This is a genomic window from Serratia sp. TSA_198.1 (assembly GCF_052686505.1).
The window spans coordinates 1,288,323-1,307,775 of record NZ_JBQZFP010000001.1 but is presented as its reverse complement, the minus strand read 5'-3'; the positions used below and the strand labels follow the sequence as shown (position 1 = coordinate 1,307,775).

Below are 19,453 nucleotides of genomic sequence, written 5' to 3'. Positions count from 1 at the left end.
TCAGCCCTGAATGAAAGAGCAAATTGTTGACCTTGCAATGAAAAATACCGGTATTCGGAATACTGTACGGGCGCTGCATATCGGCATTAATACCGTTGTGCGCACGTGAAAAGACTCGCTTCCAAAAATGCCTTTCGTTATCGATCAGTGCTGGTTTCGACTGTATCCGTACCGCGCTTTAGAATACGTGGACGGGTCGTGCGAGTTTGAGGGCGAGCCGGTTATTTGATGACCGGTCGTTAATGTATTTTTATGTCGAATTTTTCCGAATCGTTCCGAGAATTCTGCCAACCAACTTTACCCCGCAATTGATAGCGGGGTTTAAAGATGGGTAGAGTAGTCTGATAACTATGGCTTATCCTTGACTAGCCACTTCGGTATTTAGTAAGGATAATAATTCGGTTATAAATTTTTGCGGTGCCTCTAGCATTGGGCTATGTCCGCAATTTTTGATTACGGTCATACTGACGTTTTTTAATTGTTGCGATAGCGTAACCCATGGCTCCATGGGAGTTATCATATCATGTTCCCCCCAAATAAAGTGGGTGGGAGTGGCCATTTTATTAAGAGTGTCTGGGACATCATACTTTCTACTGAACGATAACCATCTTACGATGTTTTTATGAATCTGTTCATCACTGAAAAGATGAGAAATCTCATCTATTCCACGTTGTGGCACTTTGCTTTTATCAAAATAAACATTGCTCATCAAAGAACGAGCATATTTAGTATCGCCCGTACGCAGTTCACTTAATGATACGCCGGCATCCGCTTCAATCTGGCCTGGCGCTCCACTCATAAAAAGGCCTTTAACCTGAGAGGGCGCGAGGGATGCGTAATGTAAAGCAATTAATGCACCCAATGAGTTGCCTACTAAATAAGGTGCTTCATTACAAGAGGCGATCACCTGATCCAGCGAGTCTTTTGCCTTTTTATAGCCGCTACCAAAAGTTACAGGTATTGATTCATTGAATACTATAGGACTATATCCATGATCAACCATGCTCTCAATAACTGAGTTCCATATCCAACCCCCGGCAAATAAACCAGGCAGAAAAATAATTGGGTGGCCAGAACCAGTCTTGGTATATAACATGATAATTATTTCCTTTTGCGATTTTTTGAGGTTTTTTTCCTAAGCGTGAAGGTGCCTACCACCGGTTAATAAAAGGTAACAATTATGATGATCTTGGCTTTCTATTTGACTCACTGATCTGTTTTTGATGATACATCGATATTAATAATCATACAATGTTACTTGGCAAAAAATATTACTCTGCAATAGATATGATTAATAGGATAACTGTATTTTTGATTTAATGTTTTTTTTGGGGATTTTTTCTGATTGTGATTAATAGCTTGGTTTGTTATTTATTTAGGCCTTATTAAGCTATCAATATTCATGATCTTTTGAATTAGATGTGTCACCAAGGGCACATCGCCAGTCATGCGATATCCCGCAAATAAGTTGATAAAGTCCGCTCGCTGTATATGGATACAGTAATAATGAAAAAGGGACCAAAATGACAAATTTGATTATTGATGAGAATAACTGTGTGACGCTAACCCCGGAGCAGGCAAAAGCGTTAACCAAGGTAGTGGTAGGGGGTGGGTTCGAAGGTGCCGTCCTTTTAAACAAGTACCTCGGGCGTTTACCGTTGCCGATTGATCCGGCGATTGTGTACGACGAAGTACTGCATTCCGCCGCAGCCTACTACTTGGCTATCTCCCTGGAAGGGCGTTGCTTCTCTGGCGTGGGTGTGCCGGTTGTTGATCAAGATGGCGTCAGTTGGGCATTTAAATACTCGTTTGATATGGAGGAAAGTTATGGTGAACAAATAACGACCCAACACATGACGGTAACCTCTCCAAGCTAAGTACTCAAAAAAGCCCTGGCAAATTTGCCAGGGCTTTCTCGTTGCACTGGGTAATATCTTCCCTTTATAAACCTCATTGACTCCTTTGCCGACCTTAAGCATTATCGAGCGATGAAATATACCTTGCTCACCTCTACCACAACCACGACAACCGCCTTTTTCTGGCGGGCCGTGAGGGTGTGCGTGAGCTAAAAACGCAGTTCCCCAAAGCCCCGCCAGCAATGGCCGGGGTGTCTTTATGCTCCGTCCTGGTTGGTAACGACGGAGATTCACATGCAACAACATCATCACCGTACCGCACTTTTGATCATTGATATGCAGCTCGGCATGTACGAGGGACCGGAGTCGCCTTATGAAGGCGAACGCGTTCTGACTAATATCAACGCGCTGATTGGTAGGGCGCGCGATGCGGGCTGCCCCATATTCTTTGTGCGCCATGCCGGGCCAGAAGGGTCACCGATCGCAGCAGGCAGTCATTTTTGGCAACTACACCCGCGTCTGGCAATCGATGCGGCAGTGGACAGGGTTATAGATAAAAACCGGCCCAGCTGTTTCTATCACACGGGGCTGGCCGAGCAGTTGAACGAAGGGGGCATAACCCGGTTAGCGATAATGGGAATGAAAACGCAATATTGCGTGGATACCGCCTGCCGGCAGGCTGGTGAGCTGGGATTTCAAACGCTACTGATCGCTGATGCGCACACTTGCAGCGATACGCAGGCGCTGAGTGCCGAGGCGATAATCAGGCATCATAATCTGACTCTCTCGGGTCCTTTTGCCCAGTTGATACAAACTGCGGACGTGCAGTTCTGAAAAAACGGCGGGCCGAGGATTTCGGTTCGCCGATCAATTCGGAACACGCCGCTGGCCCCGGTAGCCGTAGCTTTGGTACTATCCCTCCCACCCAAACAGTCAATGGTGTATTACATTGAAAATCCAAGCGTTATTATTTGTTGCCGTCGCCGGTCTGGCTGGCTGCAGCCAAGAGGGAACCTCAGTGAATCAACCCAAGAAAAACAAGGGTGATCATACGGAAGTGTTACTGGTTAACAGTGCGCTGGTGGATTGCATGGGCGTCTCCCCAATGAAATGCATGCAGGTACGTCATTCAATACAAGGGCAGTGGGAAATGTTTTATAGCCAGATTGAAGGTTTCAACTTTGAACCGGGCTACCGCTATCGCCTGAAGGTTAAGGTGACCCAGGCTGAAAACGTACCGGCCGATGCGTCCTCATTGCGCTATACGCTGGTTGAACAGTTGGAAAAGAAGAAGGTCTGATTACGCCCCGGCAGGTCAGGGCCGAAAATCCTGACCTGATGGCCGTGTACCCAACTGGCAAGGTACTTTTCGCCGTAAACTCCCCAGGCCATCACGCTTTATGGTCTCCCTTTGTGGCCAGAGTTTACCGGGCGAGACTGGTCTGCTCACTGGGCTTGTTGCGATTCTGCAATGCGCCTGTCTTAAGTATATTGTGAAAATCAGGTATATTGTCCTTCGGTTTTTAGCTACCAAGACAAAATTACTATGATTATCAAACCTAAAATTCGTGGTTTTATCTGCACCACCGCTCATCCGGCAGGCTGTGAAGCCAACGTCCGCGAGCAAATTGCTTACGTTAAATCCCGTGGCGAACTGAAAAACGGGCCTAAAAAGGTGCTGGTGATTGGTGCCTCTACCGGTTACGGCCTGGCGTCACGTATCAATGCTGCGTTCGGCAGCGGTGCGGCCACCATCGGCGTATTTTTTGAAAAGCCGGGCAGCGAAGGCAAAACCGGTTCTGCCGGTTGGTACAACTCTGCCGGTTTTGATAAGGCAGCTAAAGAAGAAGGCCTGTACGCGAAAAGCATTAACGGCGACGCTTTCTCCAACGAATGCCGTCAGACCGTTATTGACCTGATCAAACAGGACCTGGGTCAGATCGACATGGTGGTTTACTCGCTGGCTTCCCCGGTGCGTAAAATGCCGGAAACCGGTGAAGTGGTGCGCTCGGCGCTGAAACCTATCGGCGAACCGTACAAATCCGTGGCGCTCGACACCAACAAAGACGTGCTGGTAGAAGCCGTGGTTGAACCTGCCAACGAGCAAGAAATTGCCGATACCGTCAAAGTGATGGGGGGCCAGGACTGGCAGCTGTGGATGGACGCGCTGGACGAAGCCGGCGTGCTGGCAGACAACGTACAGGCTGTAGCTTATTCCTACATCGGTACCGATCTGACCTGGCCAATCTACTGGCACGGTACGCTGGGCAAAGCAAAAGAAGATCTGGATCGCGCGGCTCAGGCCATCGATCAGAAGCTGAAGGCCAAAGGCGGCGCGGCTTACGTTGCGGTGCTGAAGTCGGTAGTGACTCAGGCTTCCTCGGCCATTCCGGTAATGCCGTTGTACATCGCCATCGTCTTCAAAATCATGAAGGCTCAGGGGATCCACGAAGGTTGCATCGAGCAAATCCAACGTCTGTTCGCCACCAAACTGTACAGCGGTACCGCACCGGACACCGACGAGAAGCATCGTCTGCGTCTGGACGACTGGGAACTGCGTGACGACGTGCAGAACACCTGCCGTGAAATTTGGGCGCAGATCAACGACAACAACATCAATGAGCTGACCGATTATCAGGGCTACAAGGCCGAGTTCCTGCGTCTGTTCGGTTTTGGTCTGCAGGGTGTTGATTACGAAGCAGATCTCAGCGGTGAAGCGAAGTTCGACGTGATCGAACTGGTCTAAACCTATCGAGTATTCGGAAAAAGCCGGGTTATCCCGGCTTTTTTACGTCCATACCTGCCTGTTCCCGTCGCTACTCATCAGTCCACTTGATCGTTGACAGCAATAAGTTATCGTTTTACGATAACTTATTGCTGTTTTCCAAGGATGAACTTGTTATGGCTGCCGTGCCACGGATCCACCTTCCACTTTACGTACGTTGCTTGTGTTTGTTGATCATGGCGATGCTGATTATCAGCACCGGCGTGGAGATGTTTATGATTATCCAGGGCTGGGTGCAAGGCGAAGCGTTCAACAGCATTGTGGCCGCCTATCGCGACTACTACCCGGAGTTGAATGCCTACGCCATCCCGCAGCAGCGCTGGGCGATTTTCACCACCCTGTTGCTGGATATGTTCGCCTACGTGCCTTATTACAGCGCGCTGCTGTGCGGTGCCGGGCTGTTTTATCAGTTTTATCGCGGCAATGTCTGGCACCGCAACAATATGCTGTTGCTGCAGATCATCGGCATTTTACTGATTGTCGATGTACTGTTCCCTTCATTGGCCGGCATGTTGCAGGTGATGATACTGACCGCCAGTGAAAAAATGCTGTTAATAATTTATTATGGCGTCAACAGCGAGTCGGTACGCTCGTTGATCGTAGGCTGCGCAATCCTGGTGTTTAGCCGGGTATTCCTGGAAGCGTTGCGGCTGAATGAAGAACAGCTTTCTTTCGTGTGAGAATAGAGTGGCGATAATAGTAAGTCTTGATGTCATGTTAGCCAAAAGGAAGATGCGATCGAAGGAGCTTGCGGAGCAGGTGGGGATCACGGAGCAAAATTTATCGTTGCTGAAGAACGGTAAAGTGAAAGGTGTCAGGTTGGAGACGTTAGATAAAATCTGCCGTATTCTCGATTGCCAACCGGGCGATCTGCTGGCCTGGGAACCTGATAGCGAAGGCTGATGCGGCGGCGCATTTTGTGCGCCGCTCTCTTTGCTGAATGTCATTGCCGCTGCGCTTGGCCGGTTTATTTGTTTGTTTTAAGTTAAATCACTCGCCACATTATTTAACAGTAATGCGTTTTGCCTTGGCATGGCCGCTGGGCGCATTCTGATTAATAAACTAAAAAAAGTGATTTTTTTATTTACCGTCACCGGCGGTTAAGTCTATTTTAAGGAGAATATATGGCATTGCGTCATGGGATCCCCGCGCTGATAATATTGCTGAGTGGTTGTAGCGCTATTCATGCAGATTCATCTTATTCGTCCTGGGAGCCGCCCGTGCGGGCAACGCGGGAACAAAAACAACGCATTGGCAGCGGTGAATCGGCCTATTCCGTATTGAACGAAGGCTCGCCCAGCATCGGCGGAACCCTGGACTGGTCCCGGTTATGGGATCGCTAATCAGCATAAATATATTATGCCTGCGAATTATAAGTCTCAATACTGACCATTTAATTAAGGTTTATTATTGTTCGGTTAATGTGTTTTCTCTCGGCCAACGTTTATTTTAATGGCAAATAATGCCTCTTTTGATTTTATGGAAATGAGCGCCTGCATGGGGCTTATTACAGGAGTTTATTGTGGAAAAAGGCATTCCCGTTATTTTTATATTCTTATTGTTTCCCTGGAGCTACCCGGCCACCGCCGCCCGTTATGATCGGGAGCATGAAGGGGTCTCGCCTGTGTTGTTTCGCAAGAAACTGAAAGAAGTGGCCCACGGCCTGTGGGACGAAATGGGTAATGAAAAACAGCGGTCGCTGGTGGCGACGCCAAGCGAAGACAATATGCTGGCCCTGCGTAAAGGCTGCAAGGCCCAGGGAAAAACTGCTTCTGCCACGGGTGAACCGCATCCGTCGGCCTTGCCACGCGAAGAACAGCCGTTGCTTATCGACGGCTGCTAGCCCCAACGGTATTAATGGAGTTTATGCTTTTGAAATTGACCTCTGTGATTGCGGCGGCGTTCACCTTGCTGGCGTCTTGCTGTTGCTATTCATTTGTCGACCGGCACGTTCAGCACGCAGCCTCTGAGGCGAAAGACGATGCCGTTGACTATCGGCAGCGGTTTAACGGGCTGTTGCAACATCTCTGGTACGTAGAGCAAATCCGTTCGGAACAGGCGCTGCTTGCCGATTTGCGGGCACAGCGAAAAGCGCTGGAGACCACCATCCATCGATTGGAATCCGAGTTACCCACGGCGGAGCACCGCCGGCACAAAGAACTCCTGTGCGGCTCGGCCTCTGTGGCGAACCCTTGCCTGCTGGTCAGGCGGTTGCCAATTCCAGTGATGGGGGCGCATCGCTTGTATGTCGGTACTTTTTGTCGCGCAAGGTTCAACTAAAGGCAGGTACTGGGCCGTGGGTGGAGTAGGATAAATTTAATGTTGGGAGTGCATCGATGAAACGGATTTTTTTGGCCTGCGTGGCGCAATGTTGTTCTTTCTCTTCACAAGCGCTGGTTGATTTGCAATACCATGCCGCCCAACCGCTGGATAACAAAATTTCTGAGGATTACCGGCAAAAGCGCAGCGGGCTACAGCATAAGATATGGAGCGCTGAAGGGGTGGCGTTGGCCAATGAAAAGGCGCTTGAACGGGAACGGCAACGGGGATCGACCGAAGAGGCGAACCGGCGGCGCAACAGCACGATGTTCGGTGAACGTCGTTGCGGCAATAAATCCCAGCAGGACGGAACGTGCCGGCTACCGGGCCGCGATAGGGCTTTCTCGAATCTCAAGCGCCGTTATTGATCCCCAGCAACATCGCCGGCATCCGGTCCAATAAAGTGTCGATAGCGGCGCGGGTTTTGGCCGGAAGATAACGAGTCTGTGGCCACACGGCATGAATATCGCTGGGCAGCAGGTGAATATCGCCGAGCACTGGCACCAGTTCGCCGCAGCGGAGATAGCGCGCCAGCAGCCAGTTTGGCAGCCATACCAGCCCGGCGCCGGCAATGGCGGCATCGGCCAGCGAATGCAGATCGTCGAGGCGTAGGCGGATATCGATGTTCAGTTTACTCGCAGCGGCATCGGCCTGGAGTTGGCGCCAACCGACGTCCTCACCAAACCGATGATAGGCGATGCCGCTGTGGCCATCGAGCGCGGCAACGCTTTGCGGGTTACCATGCGCAGCCAAATAAGCAGGCGCTGCACACAGTGCAAGGTGTTGGCCGCCCAGTCGACGGGCGATGATGTTCGCGCTGTCATTCAGCGGGCCGATACGTATTGCCAGATCAAAACCTTCCTCTGCCAAATCCGCCACCCGATCATTGAAGGCGATATCGACCTGCAGATTAGGGTAGCGACCGACCAACGCCATCAGCACCGGGGTGATGCAGTGGCGGCCCAGCAGTTTCGGCGCGCTGACCCGCAAAGTGCCTTGCGGTTCTCGCCGCCCGCTGTCCAGTTCGGCGTCGGCGGCATCCAGTTCGCTTAATGCGCGCAGGCAGCGATCGTAATAGGCCTGGCCCTCGTGGGTCAGGCTCAGACCGCGGGCGTTGCGGTGGAACAGCAAAACTCCGAGGCGCAGCTCAAGACGGGCGATACTTTTACCCACGGCAGAGCGGGTCAGGTGCAGGCGTTCGGCGGCCAGAGAAAAATTGCCGGCCTCGACCACCCGTACGAAGGTCGTAATGCCGGTGAGACGTTCGTTCATGGTCAAAATGGGGGTTCCTGTCAGGCTACACAGCCGGTCATTTAAGGCGCTCGTCAGCCTTCTTTAATCCTATAGCATAGTGGATATCGGGCGTCGGGATCCTCCCGCGCTCAAGGGCTATTGGGGTGACCATGAACAGCTTGTCTTTTATTACCGCCGGTGACGGCTGCAAGATTACCTACAGGTTTGACGGCGCGGCCGATAAACCGGTTCTGGTGTTATCCAACTCGATTGGCACCACAATGGCGATGTGGGACGATCAAATTGCGGCGTTATCCGCGCACTTTAGCCTGCTGCGTTACGACGGCAGAGGGCATGGCGCGTCAGACGCCCCGGCGGGAGCCTATTCGGTCGCCAGGCTGGGGCGTGACGTGATTGAACTGCTGGATGCGTTGCAGCTCGATAAGGTGTTCTTCTGCGGCCTGTCGTTGGGGGGCATGGTCGGGCAGTGGCTTGGCGTACATGCGCCGGAGAGGATCGAAAAGCTGGTTCTGGCCAACACCTCGTCTTATTTGGGGCCGGCTGGGCAATGGGATGCGCGGATTGCCGAGCTGCGACAGGCTGACATGCACGACGTCGCAGAAGGGTTTCTGGCCAACTGGTTTTCGGCAGCATACCGGCAGCAACATGCGGCGACGGTGGCCCGATTTCGCACTATGCTGCTGGCCACCCCCATGCAGGGATTGGCCGGGTGTTTTGCCGCCGTTCGCGAGCTGGATATGCGCCGTACGGCGGCATTGATCCTGGCACCGACGCTGGTGATCGCCGGCAGGGATGACACCGTTACCACGCTGCCGCAGGGTGAATTGCTGGCCCGTACGGTGCCGGGCGCAGAGTTACTGGTGTTGCCGGTGGTGCACCTGTCCAACGTCGAGTTGCCCGATGATTTTTTGGCGGCGATGTTGGATTTTCTGACCGGTTAGGCCGGCCGGCAATACTCTTTCAGCATGGCAAGGGCGTCCGGCTTCAGTTGGTAAAGATAGACCGGCCTGCCGGTGGTACCGTACAGAATACGGGTGCCAAGGATGCCGCTTTCTGCCAGATAGATCAGATATTTGCGGCAGGAAACGCGCGAGATGCCGATGGCGTTGGCCAGATTGTCGGTGGAGAACTCGCCGTCATGCTGCTGCTCAATCCATTCGCACACCGTACTCAGCGTGATGGTGGTCAGCCCCTTCGGCAGCTTCTTGCCTTCGCTGCTGCTGGGCTGGCGGCGCAGCAGGCTGTCGACGTCGCTTTGCGAAAACTCGCGTTGCGCCAGGATCTGCGACTGCTGTTGGTAGTTGTTCAACGCCTCTTTGAAACGGGTGAACTGGAAAGGCTTGATCAGATAATCCACCACGCCGTAGTGCAGCGCGCGCTGCACCGTGTCCACGTCGCTGGCGGAAGAAATGATAATGACGTCGGTTTTTTCGCCCAGTTCGCGCAGGCCGGGCAGCAGATCCAGCCCGTTTTCCTGCTGCATATAAATGTCCAGCAGCACCAGATCGACCGGGACGTTGGCGTCGGCCAGCAATGCGCGCGCCTGCGCCAGCGTGGCGACCGTTGCCTGGCAGTGAAAACCGCTGACCTGGCTCAAATAGTATTTATTGAGCTCCGCTACCATAGGATCGTCATCGATAATCAATACGTTAATCATGGGTTCAGTCCTTGGCCCGATAGGGGATATGCACAAAAAATTGGGTTAGCTCACCCGGTTCAGAGTCGAAATCAATGCTGCCGCCCAGCTTTTCCAGGCTGCTGCGGATCAGCGCCAGCCCAATACCGCGCCCCGGTCCTTTAGTGGAAAACCCTTGCTCAAAAATACGCGCGCCGATAGCCGGATCGATACCGGGGCCGTCATCACTGACAATACAGTGTAAGCGATCCTCATTGTGATGGAAGCTCAGGTTGATCTCATGCCCTTCAACGCCGTCGATGGCGTCGATGGCGTTTTCAATCAGATTGCCCAGCACGCTGATCAGCACATGGGTGGTTTCCGCATCGTCGGTTTCCGGCAGCAGGCTGGCCTCATCAATGGTCAGCTCAATACCGGCCTCATGGGCGCGGCTGATCTTGCCGATAAAGAAGCCCGCGACCTCCGGCGACTGGATCTTGCGCAGCAGTGCGCCGATTTCTTCCTGATAGTTGCTGGCAGTGTTGATGATGTAGTTTTCCAACTGCTGGTAAGCCTTCATGTGCAACATACCGAGGATAACATGCAGCTTGTTCATAAACTCATGCGACTGTACGCGCAGCGCGTCGGCGTAGTGCGCCATACCGCTCAGGCGCTGCACCAACTGGCTGACCTCGGTTTTATCGCGGAAGGTGGCGATGGCGCCGATAACCTGGCCTTTGACGATCACCGGCACGGTATTGGTTAACAGCTCGCTGCCGTTAAAATTAATCTGCCGGTCGCGCAGCGGCTTGCCGCTGGCCAGCACCTCCGCCAGATGCAACAGGGCCGGCCAATGCTTGCTGGCAGATTCCAGCAGCAAATTCTCAAGCGGCCCGCATTGACGCAGCAGCCGTTTGGCTTCGTCGTTGACGATGGTGATGCGCGATTGATTATCGACCGCAATCACGCCTTCTTTAATGGACTGCAGCATGGCGTTGCGTTGTTCGAACAGGTTGGAAATTTCGTAGGGTTCAAAGCCGAGCATGATGCGCTTCAGTGCTCTCACCAGGAAGAAGGTGCCGAGCGTGCCGACCAGCGCGGCGAAGGCGATGGTCCAGTAAATAATCCAGCGACTTTCGCCCACCACCCGGCGGACGGTATCCAGTGCGATGCCGAGCGACACCACGCCGATCTGCTGCCGCTGCGCGTCATAGACCGGGACAAAAACCCGCAATGATGGCCCCAGTGAGCCGCGAGTGATGGCGCTGTTGGTTTTGCCGTGCAGCGCCGGCTCCAGATCCTCGCCGATAAAATGCTGGCCGATGCGCCAGGGTTTGGGGTGCGAGTAGCGGATGCCTTTCATATCGACCACCACCACGAACAACAGCTCGTTCTGCTTACGCACCTGCTCGGCAAAGCGCTGGATTTCGCCGCTGCGATCCTGACGCTCAAGACCCTCGACCACGGTGGAAGAGAGCGCCAACGTATTGGCAATCGCCATGGCTTTTTGCTGTAACTGATCTTGCCCCTCTTGGTTCATCTGCACAAAAAACAGCGCGAACACCACCAGCAGCACCGAAGCAATAATGGCGGACACCATCAGCGTGAGCGTGGTGCTAAGCTTCAGTGGGATCCGTTGTTTGGGCATGGCGGTTCTCCGAATGGCGATATCAACGATTCTTGCGGGGAATAGGCTGCAGGGCAGTGACCGGCAGCAGGTTATAACATGCCGCCGCCGGGTGAGGGATTATTTTAGTTACAAAAGCCGCCTTCAGGGCTGATGGTAGATTTCCAGCGCCTGCTGGCCGCTGGCGCCCTGGTGGATGATCGCCATTAGCGCACTGACCACTTTTGACGGGTTGCTGTGCTGATAAACGTTACGGCCATACACCATGCCGGATGCGCCTTGCGCCATCAGTGCGGCGGATTTCTCCAGCACCGCGCCCAGTTCGCCTTTGCCGCCGCCGCGCACCAGCGTCGGGCAGCGTGCCGCTTCCACTATGCGGTGAAAATCGTCCACCCGCTCGGTCGGATCGGCCTTGATAATGTCGGCGCCCAGTTCACGCGCCAGCCGTACCAGAGGCACCATTTTTTCCACATCGCCCAGCGAGCCGTAAGCGGCGCCCTGGCCGGGCGGGGCCATCACCAGCGGTTCGATCATCAGCGGCATGGCGTAGCGATCGCAGGCATGGCGCAGTCGGCCGATGTTTTCCACGCACTGGCGGAAAATGCCCGGCTCATCGGGGATCAGGTACAGATTCACCACCACCGCTGCGGCATCCATTTGCAGCGCGGCGAGGATCGGTGCGTCCGGGTTATGCAGCACCGCCCACATTTCGCGGTGGCGGGCGGCGTTATAGGCATTGCCGACGTCGGTGCGCATCACCAGCGCCGGTTTGTCGCGCTGCGGCGAGCGTTGCAGCAAATCCGCCTGGCCGTAATTAACCTGAATGGCATCCGGCCGAGCGGCGATCAAGCTGCCCATGACCCGTTCGATATCCTCCAGGCCGATCAAAAAATCCGGTTCATTGGCGATGCCGTGGTCGATCGCCACATCGAGGCATTTGCCGTTATTAAACAGCCGGTTCATCCGTACCTTACTGTTGAGCTGCATGTCAGATCCTCCTGAAAATAGGGATATATCCAGTATCGCTGAGTAAGCATGGGCATGAAATGGGGAAACCGCAAACTGCGCGCTCGCTCGCACATTTACGAAGAAACCTGCGCGCCATTTTCTATTGCTGCGGGCGTTAACTGCGGCTGAGCGCAGTAAAGCCGGCGCAGGGCTGATGGCTTTTGCGCCATTTGTTAGATCCGTGTCATGTTTTTGTTACTTGGTCATTCCAAAACGCATGTTTCGCTTGTTTGAGTTAAAAAGTTTCAATAATCTCAATTATGAAATAAACATTTGATAATGGCGTGGAGACCTGAATTTACCGCCAAGGTGTATATTTCAATATGTTGTTTTTATTCTATTTTGAGATATCGATCAAAATTTTACACACCGCCCGAATACGCAGAAAAAGCGGTAAATCTGCCGTATCAAAGGGATAACATCGACCGGATTGTTGTTTGAATGTAAAAAATATTTTTCATTAGCTGTCAAATCAACAGGCATCTTCATTCTAACGATTAAAGGGTACAGAACATGAAGCTGAAGAAACTGATCGTCACCTCGGTACTGATGTGCATGTTGCCGGCCAGCGTGTTGGCGAAAGACATCAAGATCGGCGTTTCAATGGCTTATTTCGATGACAACTTCCTCACCATCCTGCGCCAGTCAATGCAGAACAAAATGAAGGCGGACGGCAACGTCAGCGGTCAGTTTGAAGATGCCAAAGGGGATATTGCCCAGCAAATTCAACAGGTCGAGAACTTTGTCAGTCAGGGCGTCGACGCCATCATCCTCAACCCGGTCGATACCCAGGGCGTGAAACCGATGATCAAACTGGCGGAAAGCGCCAAGATCCCATTGGTGTTCGTTAACCGTCGCCCGGAAGTCACGCTGCCGGCGGGCATGGCCTACGTGGGCTCAGACTCCAAACTGGCCGGCAAACTGCAGATGGAAGAGTTGGCCAAGCTGATGAACGGCAAGGGCAACGTGATGATTCTGATGGGGGAACTGTCCAATGAAGCGACCCGCGACCGTACTCGCGGTGTGGAAGAGGTGGCGGCCAAATACCCCGGCATCAAAATCCTCGATAAACAAACCGCCAAGTGGGGCCGTAAAGAAGCCGTCGACATTACCACCGACTGGGTGCTGACCGGTCAGCAAATTGATGCCATTGCCTCCAATAACGACGAAATGGCCATCGGCGCGATCCTGGCGCTGAAGCAGGCGAAGAAAACCGGCGTGCTGGTGGCCGGCGTTGACGGCACTCCGGACGCGCTGGAGTTCATCAAGAAGGGCGATCTGGCGCTGAGCGTATTCCAGGACGCCAAAGGTCAGGGTGAGGGCGCGGTGCAAACCGCCATTCAATTGGTGAAAGGCGAGAAGGTGGAAAGCAACGTCCTGATCCCGTATCAGCTGATCACCAAGGCCAATTATCAGGAATTCGCCGACAAGAACAGAAAATAAGCGTTAAAGCAGCGCGGCTATACCCTATGAATTTCATGCTGCAGCTAGGCGCCCAACTTGCTAATCCCCAGGCGCTTACTTTAGTAAGTAACAGGGGTAAGCAAGAGCAGGTAACAACGCTGCAGTTTGAAAGGCGACGGGTATATATCCCTTGCCGTATTTACCCGGCACACGGCGGTAAATACGGCAGGGATGCATTGACGAACGGCGGAGGTTATCAGTATGTATCCTTATGTTCTTGAGGCTGAAGGCATCAGTAAGCAGTTTCCCGGCGTGAAGGCGTTGGACAAGGTCTCAATTAAAATCAAACCAGGCAGCGTACACGCGTTAATGGGGGAGAACGGCGCGGGTAAATCGACGCTGATGAAATGTTTAATCGGCATTTATCACCCCGATGAAGGCACCATTAAAATAAAAGGCGAGCCGGTGATCTTCAGCGATACGCTACAGGCGCTGCATTCGGGTATTTCCATGATTCACCAGGAGCTTAACCTGGTGCCTTACATGACGGTGGCGGAAAACATCTGGCTGGGGCGTGAACCGGTGCGGCTTGGCTTCGTCAATCATGACGAGCTGAACAGGAAAACCCGCGATCTGCTGGCGCGGCTGAACATCAAGTTAAAACCGGAGACCCTGGTCGGCGAACTTAGCATCGCCAGCCAGCAAATGGTGGAGATCGCCAAGGCGGTTTCCTATAACGCAGACGTCCTGATTATGGACGAACCCACCTCGGCGCTGACCGAGAGCGAGGTCGGGCATCTGTTCGCCATCATTCGCGAGCTGCGCGAACAGGGTAAAGGCATTATTTATATCAGCCACAAGATGGACGAGATTTTTGCCATCACCGATGAAGTGAGTATTTTCCGCGACGGCACCTTTATCGCCTGCGATAAAACGGAAAACCTGACCAAGCAGTCGCTGATCACCATGATGGTGGGGCGCGAACTGACCCAAATGTTCCCCAAGTTCAACAACAATATCGGCGAGGAAGTGCTGCGGGTCGAAGGGTTGCGGCGTTCGGACTGGTTCCACGATGTTTCGTTCAGCGTTAAACGCGGCGAGATCCTCGGCGTCGCCGGGTTGGTGGGCGCAGGCCGCAGCGAGGTGATGGAAAGTTTGTTCGGCATGCACCCGGCGGACGGTGGCAGCATCTTTATCGAGGGTAAGGCGGCAAAGGTTGATTCTCCCTCAAAGGCCATCGAGCTGGGGCTGGCCTTTCTGACCGAAGATCGCAAAAAGTCCGGGTTGTTTCTGGTGCTGTCGGTGGTCGAGAACATGAGTATCGTCAACCTGTCGGAATACATCGGCAAGAACGGGTTTGTCAGCCATGTGCAAATGGCCAAAGACTGCATGGAGCAGATCAAAAAGCTCAACATCAAAACCCCGACCATGGATCAAATCATCAATAACCTGAGCGGCGGTAATCAGCAGAAGGTGCTTATCGCCCGCTGGCTGCTGGCACAGCCGAAAATATTGATTCTCGACGAGCCCACGCGCGGTATCGACGTGGGGGCGAAAGCGGAAATTTATCGCCTGATCAGCGAGCTGGCGAACCGTGGCGTCGCCATTATTTTGGTGTCCTCGGAATTGCCGGAAATCCTCGGCATGAGCGACCGGGTGATGGTCATGCACGGTGGCCGCATTACCGGCATTTTGGATAAAGAAGAAGCGGATCAGGAAAAAATCCTGGCGCTGGCCTCTGAATAACGCAAAGGTGAACCACCATGAGTAATGTAAAAATCGAGAAGCCGCTTGCGGGTAAAGCGCCACTGTTCTCTGGCCTGAGCGGCAAAATGCCGAAAGACACCGGCATCTTTATCGTGATGATCGGCATCGCGCTGATATTCGAAATTCTCGGCTGGTATATCCGCGATCAGTCATTCCTGATGAACCCCAACCGGCTGTTGCTGATCGTGCTGCAGGTGGCGATTATCGGCATTATCGCCGTTGGCGTTACCCAGGTCATTATCACCACCGGCATCGATCTTTCATCCGGCTCGCTGATTGCGCTGACGGCGGTGGTGGCGGCCAGCCTGGCGCAAACCTCCGACAGCATTTCACCGATGTACCCGGCACTGCTCGATTTGCCGGCGGCGATCCCGATCGGCGCGGGGATTGGGGTGGGCATCGTTTGCGGTTTCATCAACGGTTTCCTGATTACCCGCACCGGCATTCCGCCTTTTATCGCCACTCTGGGCATGATGGTGTCGGCGCGCGGCCTGGCGCAGTATTACACCCAGGGTAACCCGGTCAGCTTCCTGTCCGACGGGTTTACCTCGATCGGCCAGGGCGCGATGCCGGTGATCATCTTCCTGGTGATTGCGGTGATCTTCCATATTGCGCTGAAACATACCCGCTACGGCAAATATATCTACGCCATCGGCGGCAACATGACCTCGGCTCGGGTATCCGGCATCAACGTCAATAAATACCTGGTGACGGTGTATACCATCGCCGGTGGTCTGGCGGGATTGGCGGGCGTGGTGCTGGCGGCGCGCGTCAGCAGCGGCCAGTCGAGCATGGGGATGTCTTATGAACTGGACGCCATCGCCGCGGCGGTGATCGGCGGCAGCAGCCTGATGGGCGGCGTCGGGCGCATTACCGGCACGTTGATCGGCGCGGTGATCCTCGGGCTGATTAAAAGCGGCTTCACCTTTATCGGTGTGGACTCCTACATTCAGGACATTATCAAAGGCGTGATTATCGTCGCCGCCGTGTCGATCGACATGCACCGTAACCGCAAAAAACACTGATTGCCGTGAATTTCCGCCGGAGCAACCTGGCCGGCGGTATTTTTTTACCTCTGGGGAATCACCATGAAATACTTAAAAAAAATCGTGCTGGTGGCGGCGCTCAGCTGTTCCACCTCGGCGCTGGCGGAAACCATCGGCGTGTCCATGGCCTATTTTGACCAGAACTTCCTGACCATTATCCGCCACTCGATAGACAAAGAGGCCAAGGCGCGCGGTATCACCGTGCAGTTCGAAGACGCACGTGGCGACGTTGGCCGCCAGACCGATCAGGTGCAGAGCTTTATCAGTGCCGGCGTGGACGCGATTATTGTCGATCCGGTTAATTCGGCGGGTACGCCGGCCATCACCAAACTGGTGACCAAGGCGGGTATTCCGTTGGTGTACGTGAACCGCACGCCGGGCGACAGCAAGTTGCCTTCCGGCGTGGTGTTTGTCGGTTCCGACGAGAAAGAGTCCGGCACCCTGCAAATGGAAGAGTTGGCGCGCCTGGCGAACTACAAGGGCAATGTCGCGATCATGATCGGTAATCTGACCGATGCCGGTGCGCTGCAACGCACCAAAGACGTGGAGCAGGTGGTAGCGAAGTACCCGAACATGAAGGTCGTGCAAAAGCAAAGTGCCAACTACTCGCGCAGCGAAGGCATGGATTTGATGATGAACTGGGTCACTAACGGCGAACCTATCGATATTGTTGCAGCCAACAACGACGAGATGGCGATTGGCGCGATCATGGCATTGCAGCAGGCCGGCAAGCGTGACAGCAAGGTGCTGATCGGCGGCATCGACGCCACCCCGGACGGCCTGAAGGCGCTGTCTTCCGGCAAGATGCAGGTGACGGTATTCCAGGACGCGGTTGGCCAAGGCAAAGCCTCGGTCGACGTAGCGCAACGGATGATCAAAGGCGAAAAGCTGGAGCCGTATTATTGGATCCCGTTTGAACTGGTGACGCCGGCCACTATGCAAAAGTTCGTGACGAAGCAGTGACTCCGGCTGGTTGAGGTTAGGGCGCTGCTGATGCAGCGCCCTGGTTGGCACTGGCGTTATAAAGGGCGTTACCAGCCCTTCACCGCGTCGCCCTTGTAGATGTCGGCCGCGCTGGCGGCCACTTCATCGGTCTGATAGGCCTTGACCAAATCCTTCACGTTTTCGTTGTCTTTGTTATCGATGCGGGTGGCGAAGATATTGACGTAAGGCGAGTTTTTATCTTCGACAAACAGACCGTCCCTGGCCGGTGACAGGCCGATCTGGCTGGCGTAGTTGGTATTGATAATCGCCAGCGCGACCTGTTTATCGTCCAGCGCGCGCGGCAACTGTGGCGCTTCGATCTCGACGATTTTCAATTTCTTCGGGTTACCGACGATATCCAACGCGGTAGGCAGCAAGCCGACGCCGTCTTTCAGAACGATCAGCCCCTGTTTTTGCAACAGCAGCAGCGAGCGGCCGAGGTTGGTGGGATCGTTCGGCACGGCGATCTGCGCGCCGTCCGGCAGTTGGCTGAGCGAGGTGATCTTTTTCGAATAACCGGCTATCGGGTAAACGAAGGTGTTGCCCACCGCGACCAGCTTGTAGCCGCGCTCCTGAATTTGCTTGTCCAGGTAAGGCCGGTGCTGGAAGGCATTAATATCCAGATCGCCGTTGTTCAATGCCTCGTTGGGCAGTACGTAGTCATTGAACGTCACCACTTCCACATCCAGGTTGTACTTCTGTTTGGCGACCTTCTGTACCACTGCCCACATCGATTGATCGATGCCGGAGCTGATACCGACCTTAATATGATGGCTGTCTTGATCCGCTGGCCCGCAGGCGGTGAGCAGCAGGGTACCGGCTACCGCCAACGTTGCGGCGAGTTTTTTTAGCGTAAATGTCATTTTCCCAGAGTCCTTTTCAAAATAGCCTGCTGGTTATTGCAGGATAAGCAGTGACGATGACTCTAAGTAAACCTCTGGATAAAACAAAAGACGGATTCACTATGATTAATAGCGATTTGCTATGAGCAAGCTCAAGCGTCGGCGATCGTGAAATAACGGGAATCGGATTGCTCTGTTTGTGCCCCTGTTCTCCGGTTTGTTTTGACTGCGGATCCACCGGGTTATTATGATGTTCGCAGGCCCGGCAGGGGTAGAATTCACGAAAGGAAAATACAATGCGATTTAACATCTGGAGCAAGGCGCTGCTGCCGTTGGTGGTGTTGGCCTGCGTATCGACGGCGCAGGTGCAGGCGGCGGATCAGAGCCTGCAGGCGGCAGTTGAGCCCATCCCCAAAACATTGTTGGGTAACTGGCATGTCAGCAAAATTTTGCCGACGCAAACAGTGGGCTGCTGGGACGAACAGCAGGCAAAAAGCCTGGTCGGCGGCAAAATCAGTTATAAGGCCGATGGCTTCAACTGGAACGGCACCGCATTGAAAAATCAGGGGGCTACCCTCAGCACGGTTGAGGCGCAGGAGTTTGTCGAGGACAATTCCGGCAGCAGTTCCTACATTGACTTCCCGATGCTGGGCATCAGCACGCCTTCGGTTGAGCGGGTGACAATCCAGCACGCCGACACCGAGATTAAAGGCATTACCGATCAAGGCACCGAAGGCGTACCCGGCGACAACGTGCTGGTGAAAGACGCCAATACGCTGATTTTGTCGGTTTGCAATGTGTGGTTTGAAGTGCAGCGCGTGCGCTGATCCCCTCAGGCCCCGGCAGCGGGGCCATTCCCGCCAATATCCCCGTCCGAACGCTGCGTTTCTGAACTAAAATTAACCATAACGATATAACCCTGATGGGATATCGGAGCCTCGGCTCT

The 19,453-nt window shown here is 53.8% G+C and carries 21 protein-coding genes and 1 pseudogene; 16 read left to right on the top strand and 6 right to left on the bottom strand.

Features of this window, described 5'->3' with window-relative positions:
• Window positions 1-10: 10 nt before the first annotated feature.
• Window positions 11-106 (top strand): annotated as a pseudogene (locus ACUTSW_RS06195) (IS1-like element transposase); the annotation flags it as partial.
• A gap of 249 nt (window positions 107-355) precedes the next feature.
• On the opposite strand, the gene ACUTSW_RS06190 reads toward ACUTSW_RS06195, so the two are convergent.
• On the bottom strand, window positions 356-1,096 hold the full coding sequence (locus ACUTSW_RS06190) for an alpha/beta fold hydrolase (RefSeq protein WP_445583948.1): 741 nt from the start codon (window positions 1,094-1,096) through the stop codon (window positions 356-358).
• Between the two features lie 427 nt (window positions 1,097-1,523).
• On the opposite strand from ACUTSW_RS06190, the gene ACUTSW_RS06185 reads away from it, so the two are divergent.
• The 9 genes from ACUTSW_RS06185 to ACUTSW_RS06145 all read left to right on the top strand — a co-directional run bounded on the left by ACUTSW_RS06185 (window position 1,524) and on the right by ACUTSW_RS06145 (window position 7,328).
• Window positions 1,524-1,877: a hypothetical protein gene (locus ACUTSW_RS06185; protein ID WP_062870514.1), complete on the top strand. Its 354-nt coding sequence runs from the start codon at window positions 1,524-1,526 to the stop codon at window positions 1,875-1,877.
• Between the two features lie 273 nt (window positions 1,878-2,150).
• Window positions 2,151-2,690, top strand: coding sequence for a cysteine hydrolase family protein (locus ACUTSW_RS06180; protein ID WP_445583947.1), 540 nt, complete (start codon window positions 2,151-2,153; stop codon window positions 2,688-2,690).
• A gap of 115 nt (window positions 2,691-2,805) precedes the next feature.
• Complete coding sequence (locus ACUTSW_RS06175) at window positions 2,806-3,156, top strand: DUF4377 domain-containing protein (RefSeq protein ID WP_020438857.1); 351 nt, start codon at window positions 2,806-2,808, stop codon at window positions 3,154-3,156.
• Window positions 3,157-3,402: 246 nt separating this feature from the next.
• Window positions 3,403-4,602: an enoyl-ACP reductase FabV gene (gene fabV / locus ACUTSW_RS06170; RefSeq protein WP_445583946.1), complete on the top strand. Its 1,200-nt coding sequence runs from the start codon at window positions 3,403-3,405 to the stop codon at window positions 4,600-4,602.
• A 155-nt stretch (window positions 4,603-4,757) separates the two neighbouring features.
• A complete protein-coding gene (locus tag ACUTSW_RS06165; protein ID WP_062871324.1) occupies window positions 4,758-5,321 on the top strand; it encodes a DUF2975 domain-containing protein in 564 nt (187 codons plus the stop codon).
• A gap of 7 nt (window positions 5,322-5,328) precedes the next feature.
• On the top strand, window positions 5,329-5,544 hold the full coding sequence (locus ACUTSW_RS06160) for a helix-turn-helix domain-containing protein (protein ID WP_006316720.1): 216 nt from the start codon (window positions 5,329-5,331) through the stop codon (window positions 5,542-5,544).
• 619 nt (window positions 5,545-6,163) lie between these two features.
• The gene (locus ACUTSW_RS06155) at window positions 6,164-6,484 is read left to right on the top strand and encodes a hypothetical protein (protein ID WP_062870516.1); all 321 of its coding nucleotides are present in this window, start codon (window positions 6,164-6,166) and stop codon (window positions 6,482-6,484) included.
• A gap of 23 nt (window positions 6,485-6,507) precedes the next feature.
• The gene (locus ACUTSW_RS06150) at window positions 6,508-6,921 is read left to right on the top strand and encodes a hypothetical protein (RefSeq protein ID WP_445583945.1); all 414 of its coding nucleotides are present in this window, start codon (window positions 6,508-6,510) and stop codon (window positions 6,919-6,921) included.
• A gap of 56 nt (window positions 6,922-6,977) precedes the next feature.
• On the top strand, window positions 6,978-7,328 hold the full coding sequence (locus ACUTSW_RS06145) for a hypothetical protein (RefSeq protein WP_445583944.1): 351 nt from the start codon (window positions 6,978-6,980) through the stop codon (window positions 7,326-7,328).
• On the opposite strand, the gene ACUTSW_RS06140 is transcribed toward ACUTSW_RS06145, so the two are convergent.
• On the bottom strand, window positions 7,312-8,232 hold the full coding sequence (locus tag ACUTSW_RS06140) for a LysR substrate-binding domain-containing protein (protein ID WP_445583943.1): 921 nt from the start codon (window positions 8,230-8,232) through the stop codon (window positions 7,312-7,314). The genes ACUTSW_RS06145 and ACUTSW_RS06140 overlap by 17 nt on opposite strands.
• Window positions 8,233-8,363: 131 nt before the next feature.
• Between ACUTSW_RS06140 and pcaD the strand changes: the two genes are divergently transcribed.
• Complete coding sequence (gene pcaD / locus ACUTSW_RS06135) at window positions 8,364-9,155, top strand: 3-oxoadipate enol-lactonase (RefSeq protein WP_445583942.1); 792 nt, start codon at window positions 8,364-8,366, stop codon at window positions 9,153-9,155.
• On the opposite strand, the gene dcuR is transcribed toward pcaD, so the two are convergent.
• From dcuR to ACUTSW_RS06120, 3 genes are all read right to left on the bottom strand, one after another.
• Window positions 9,152-9,871: a two-component system response regulator DcuR gene (gene dcuR, locus ACUTSW_RS06130; protein ID WP_004943147.1), complete on the bottom strand. Its 720-nt coding sequence runs from the start codon at window positions 9,869-9,871 to the stop codon at window positions 9,152-9,154. The genes pcaD and dcuR overlap by 4 nt on opposite strands.
• A gap of 4 nt (window positions 9,872-9,875) precedes the next feature.
• Window positions 9,876-11,477 carry a sensor histidine kinase gene (locus ACUTSW_RS06125; protein ID WP_037432692.1) on the bottom strand — a complete coding sequence of 534 codons (1,602 nt, stop codon included), beginning with the start codon at window positions 11,475-11,477 and terminating at the stop codon, window positions 9,876-9,878.
• Window positions 11,478-11,600: 123 nt separating this feature from the next.
• Window positions 11,601-12,443, bottom strand: coding sequence for a class I fructose-bisphosphate aldolase (locus ACUTSW_RS06120; protein ID WP_197912796.1), 843 nt, complete (start codon window positions 12,441-12,443; stop codon window positions 11,601-11,603).
• Window positions 12,444-12,977: 534 nt separating this feature from the next.
• Between ACUTSW_RS06120 and ACUTSW_RS06115 the strand changes: the two genes are divergently transcribed.
• The 4 genes from ACUTSW_RS06115 (at window position 12,978) to ACUTSW_RS06100 (ending at window position 17,644) form a co-directional block, all read left to right on the top strand.
• Window positions 12,978-13,907, top strand: coding sequence for a sugar ABC transporter substrate-binding protein (locus ACUTSW_RS06115; RefSeq protein ID WP_063197830.1), 930 nt, complete (start codon window positions 12,978-12,980; stop codon window positions 13,905-13,907).
• 222 nt (window positions 13,908-14,129) lie between these two features.
• A complete protein-coding gene (locus ACUTSW_RS06110) occupies window positions 14,130-15,614 on the top strand; it encodes a sugar ABC transporter ATP-binding protein (RefSeq protein WP_006316728.1) in 1,485 nt (494 codons plus the stop codon).
• A 17-nt stretch (window positions 15,615-15,631) separates the two neighbouring features.
• Window positions 15,632-16,660 carry an ABC transporter permease gene (locus ACUTSW_RS06105; RefSeq protein WP_004943164.1) on the top strand — a complete coding sequence of 343 codons (1,029 nt, stop codon included), beginning with the start codon at window positions 15,632-15,634 and terminating at the stop codon, window positions 16,658-16,660.
• Window positions 16,661-16,723: 63 nt separating this feature from the next.
• Window positions 16,724-17,644: a sugar ABC transporter substrate-binding protein gene (locus ACUTSW_RS06100; protein WP_006324765.1), complete on the top strand. Its 921-nt coding sequence runs from the start codon at window positions 16,724-16,726 to the stop codon at window positions 17,642-17,644.
• Window positions 17,645-17,712: 68 nt separating this feature from the next.
• Here ACUTSW_RS06100 and ACUTSW_RS06095 read toward each other — a convergent pair whose 3' ends face one another.
• Entirely contained in the window at window positions 17,713-18,528 is an 816-nt protein-coding gene (locus ACUTSW_RS06095) for a MetQ/NlpA family lipoprotein (RefSeq protein ID WP_006324766.1), read from the bottom strand.
• 275 nt (window positions 18,529-18,803) lie between these two features.
• Between ACUTSW_RS06095 and ACUTSW_RS06090 the strand changes: the two genes are divergently transcribed.
• A complete protein-coding gene (locus tag ACUTSW_RS06090; RefSeq protein ID WP_445583941.1) occupies window positions 18,804-19,334 on the top strand; it encodes a hypothetical protein in 531 nt (176 codons plus the stop codon).
• Window positions 19,335-19,453: the final 119 nt, after the last annotated feature.

Bases quoted from the DNA above. Each gene is read 5' to 3' on its own strand.
- ACUTSW_RS06190 (WP_445583948.1), bottom strand. From the start codon at position 1,096: ATGTTATATACCAAGACTGGTTCTGGCCACCCAATTATTTTTCTGCCT.
- ACUTSW_RS06185 (WP_062870514.1), top strand. From the start codon at position 1,524: ATGACAAATTTGATTATTGATGAGAATAACTGTGTGACGCTAACCCCG.
- ACUTSW_RS06180 (WP_445583947.1), top strand. From the start codon at position 2,151: ATGCAACAACATCATCACCGTACCGCACTTTTGATCATTGATATGCAG.
- fabV (WP_445583946.1), top strand. From the start codon at position 3,403: ATGATTATCAAACCTAAAATTCGTGGTTTTATCTGCACCACCGCTCAT.
- ACUTSW_RS06165 (WP_062871324.1), top strand. From the start codon at position 4,758: ATGGCTGCCGTGCCACGGATCCACCTTCCACTTTACGTACGTTGCTTG.
- ACUTSW_RS06150 (WP_445583945.1), top strand. From the start codon at position 6,508: ATGCTTTTGAAATTGACCTCTGTGATTGCGGCGGCGTTCACCTTGCTG.
- ACUTSW_RS06145 (WP_445583944.1), top strand. From the start codon at position 6,978: ATGAAACGGATTTTTTTGGCCTGCGTGGCGCAATGTTGTTCTTTCTCT.
- ACUTSW_RS06140 (WP_445583943.1), bottom strand. From the start codon at position 8,232: ATGAACGAACGTCTCACCGGCATTACGACCTTCGTACGGGTGGTCGAG.
- pcaD (WP_445583942.1), top strand. From the start codon at position 8,364: ATGAACAGCTTGTCTTTTATTACCGCCGGTGACGGCTGCAAGATTACC.
- dcuR (WP_004943147.1), bottom strand. From the start codon at position 9,871: ATGATTAACGTATTGATTATCGATGACGATCCTATGGTAGCGGAGCTC.
- ACUTSW_RS06125 (WP_037432692.1), bottom strand. From the start codon at position 11,477: ATGCCCAAACAACGGATCCCACTGAAGCTTAGCACCACGCTCACGCTG.
- ACUTSW_RS06120 (WP_197912796.1), bottom strand. From the start codon at position 12,443: ATGCAGCTCAACAGTAAGGTACGGATGAACCGGCTGTTTAATAACGGC.
- ACUTSW_RS06115 (WP_063197830.1), top strand. From the start codon at position 12,978: ATGAAGCTGAAGAAACTGATCGTCACCTCGGTACTGATGTGCATGTTG.
- ACUTSW_RS06110 (WP_006316728.1), top strand. From the start codon at position 14,130: ATGTATCCTTATGTTCTTGAGGCTGAAGGCATCAGTAAGCAGTTTCCC.
- ACUTSW_RS06105 (WP_004943164.1), top strand. From the start codon at position 15,632: ATGAGTAATGTAAAAATCGAGAAGCCGCTTGCGGGTAAAGCGCCACTG.
- ACUTSW_RS06100 (WP_006324765.1), top strand. From the start codon at position 16,724: ATGAAATACTTAAAAAAAATCGTGCTGGTGGCGGCGCTCAGCTGTTCC.
- ACUTSW_RS06095 (WP_006324766.1), bottom strand. From the start codon at position 18,528: ATGACATTTACGCTAAAAAAACTCGCCGCAACGTTGGCGGTAGCCGGT.
- ACUTSW_RS06090 (WP_445583941.1), top strand. From the start codon at position 18,804: ATGCGATTTAACATCTGGAGCAAGGCGCTGCTGCCGTTGGTGGTGTTG.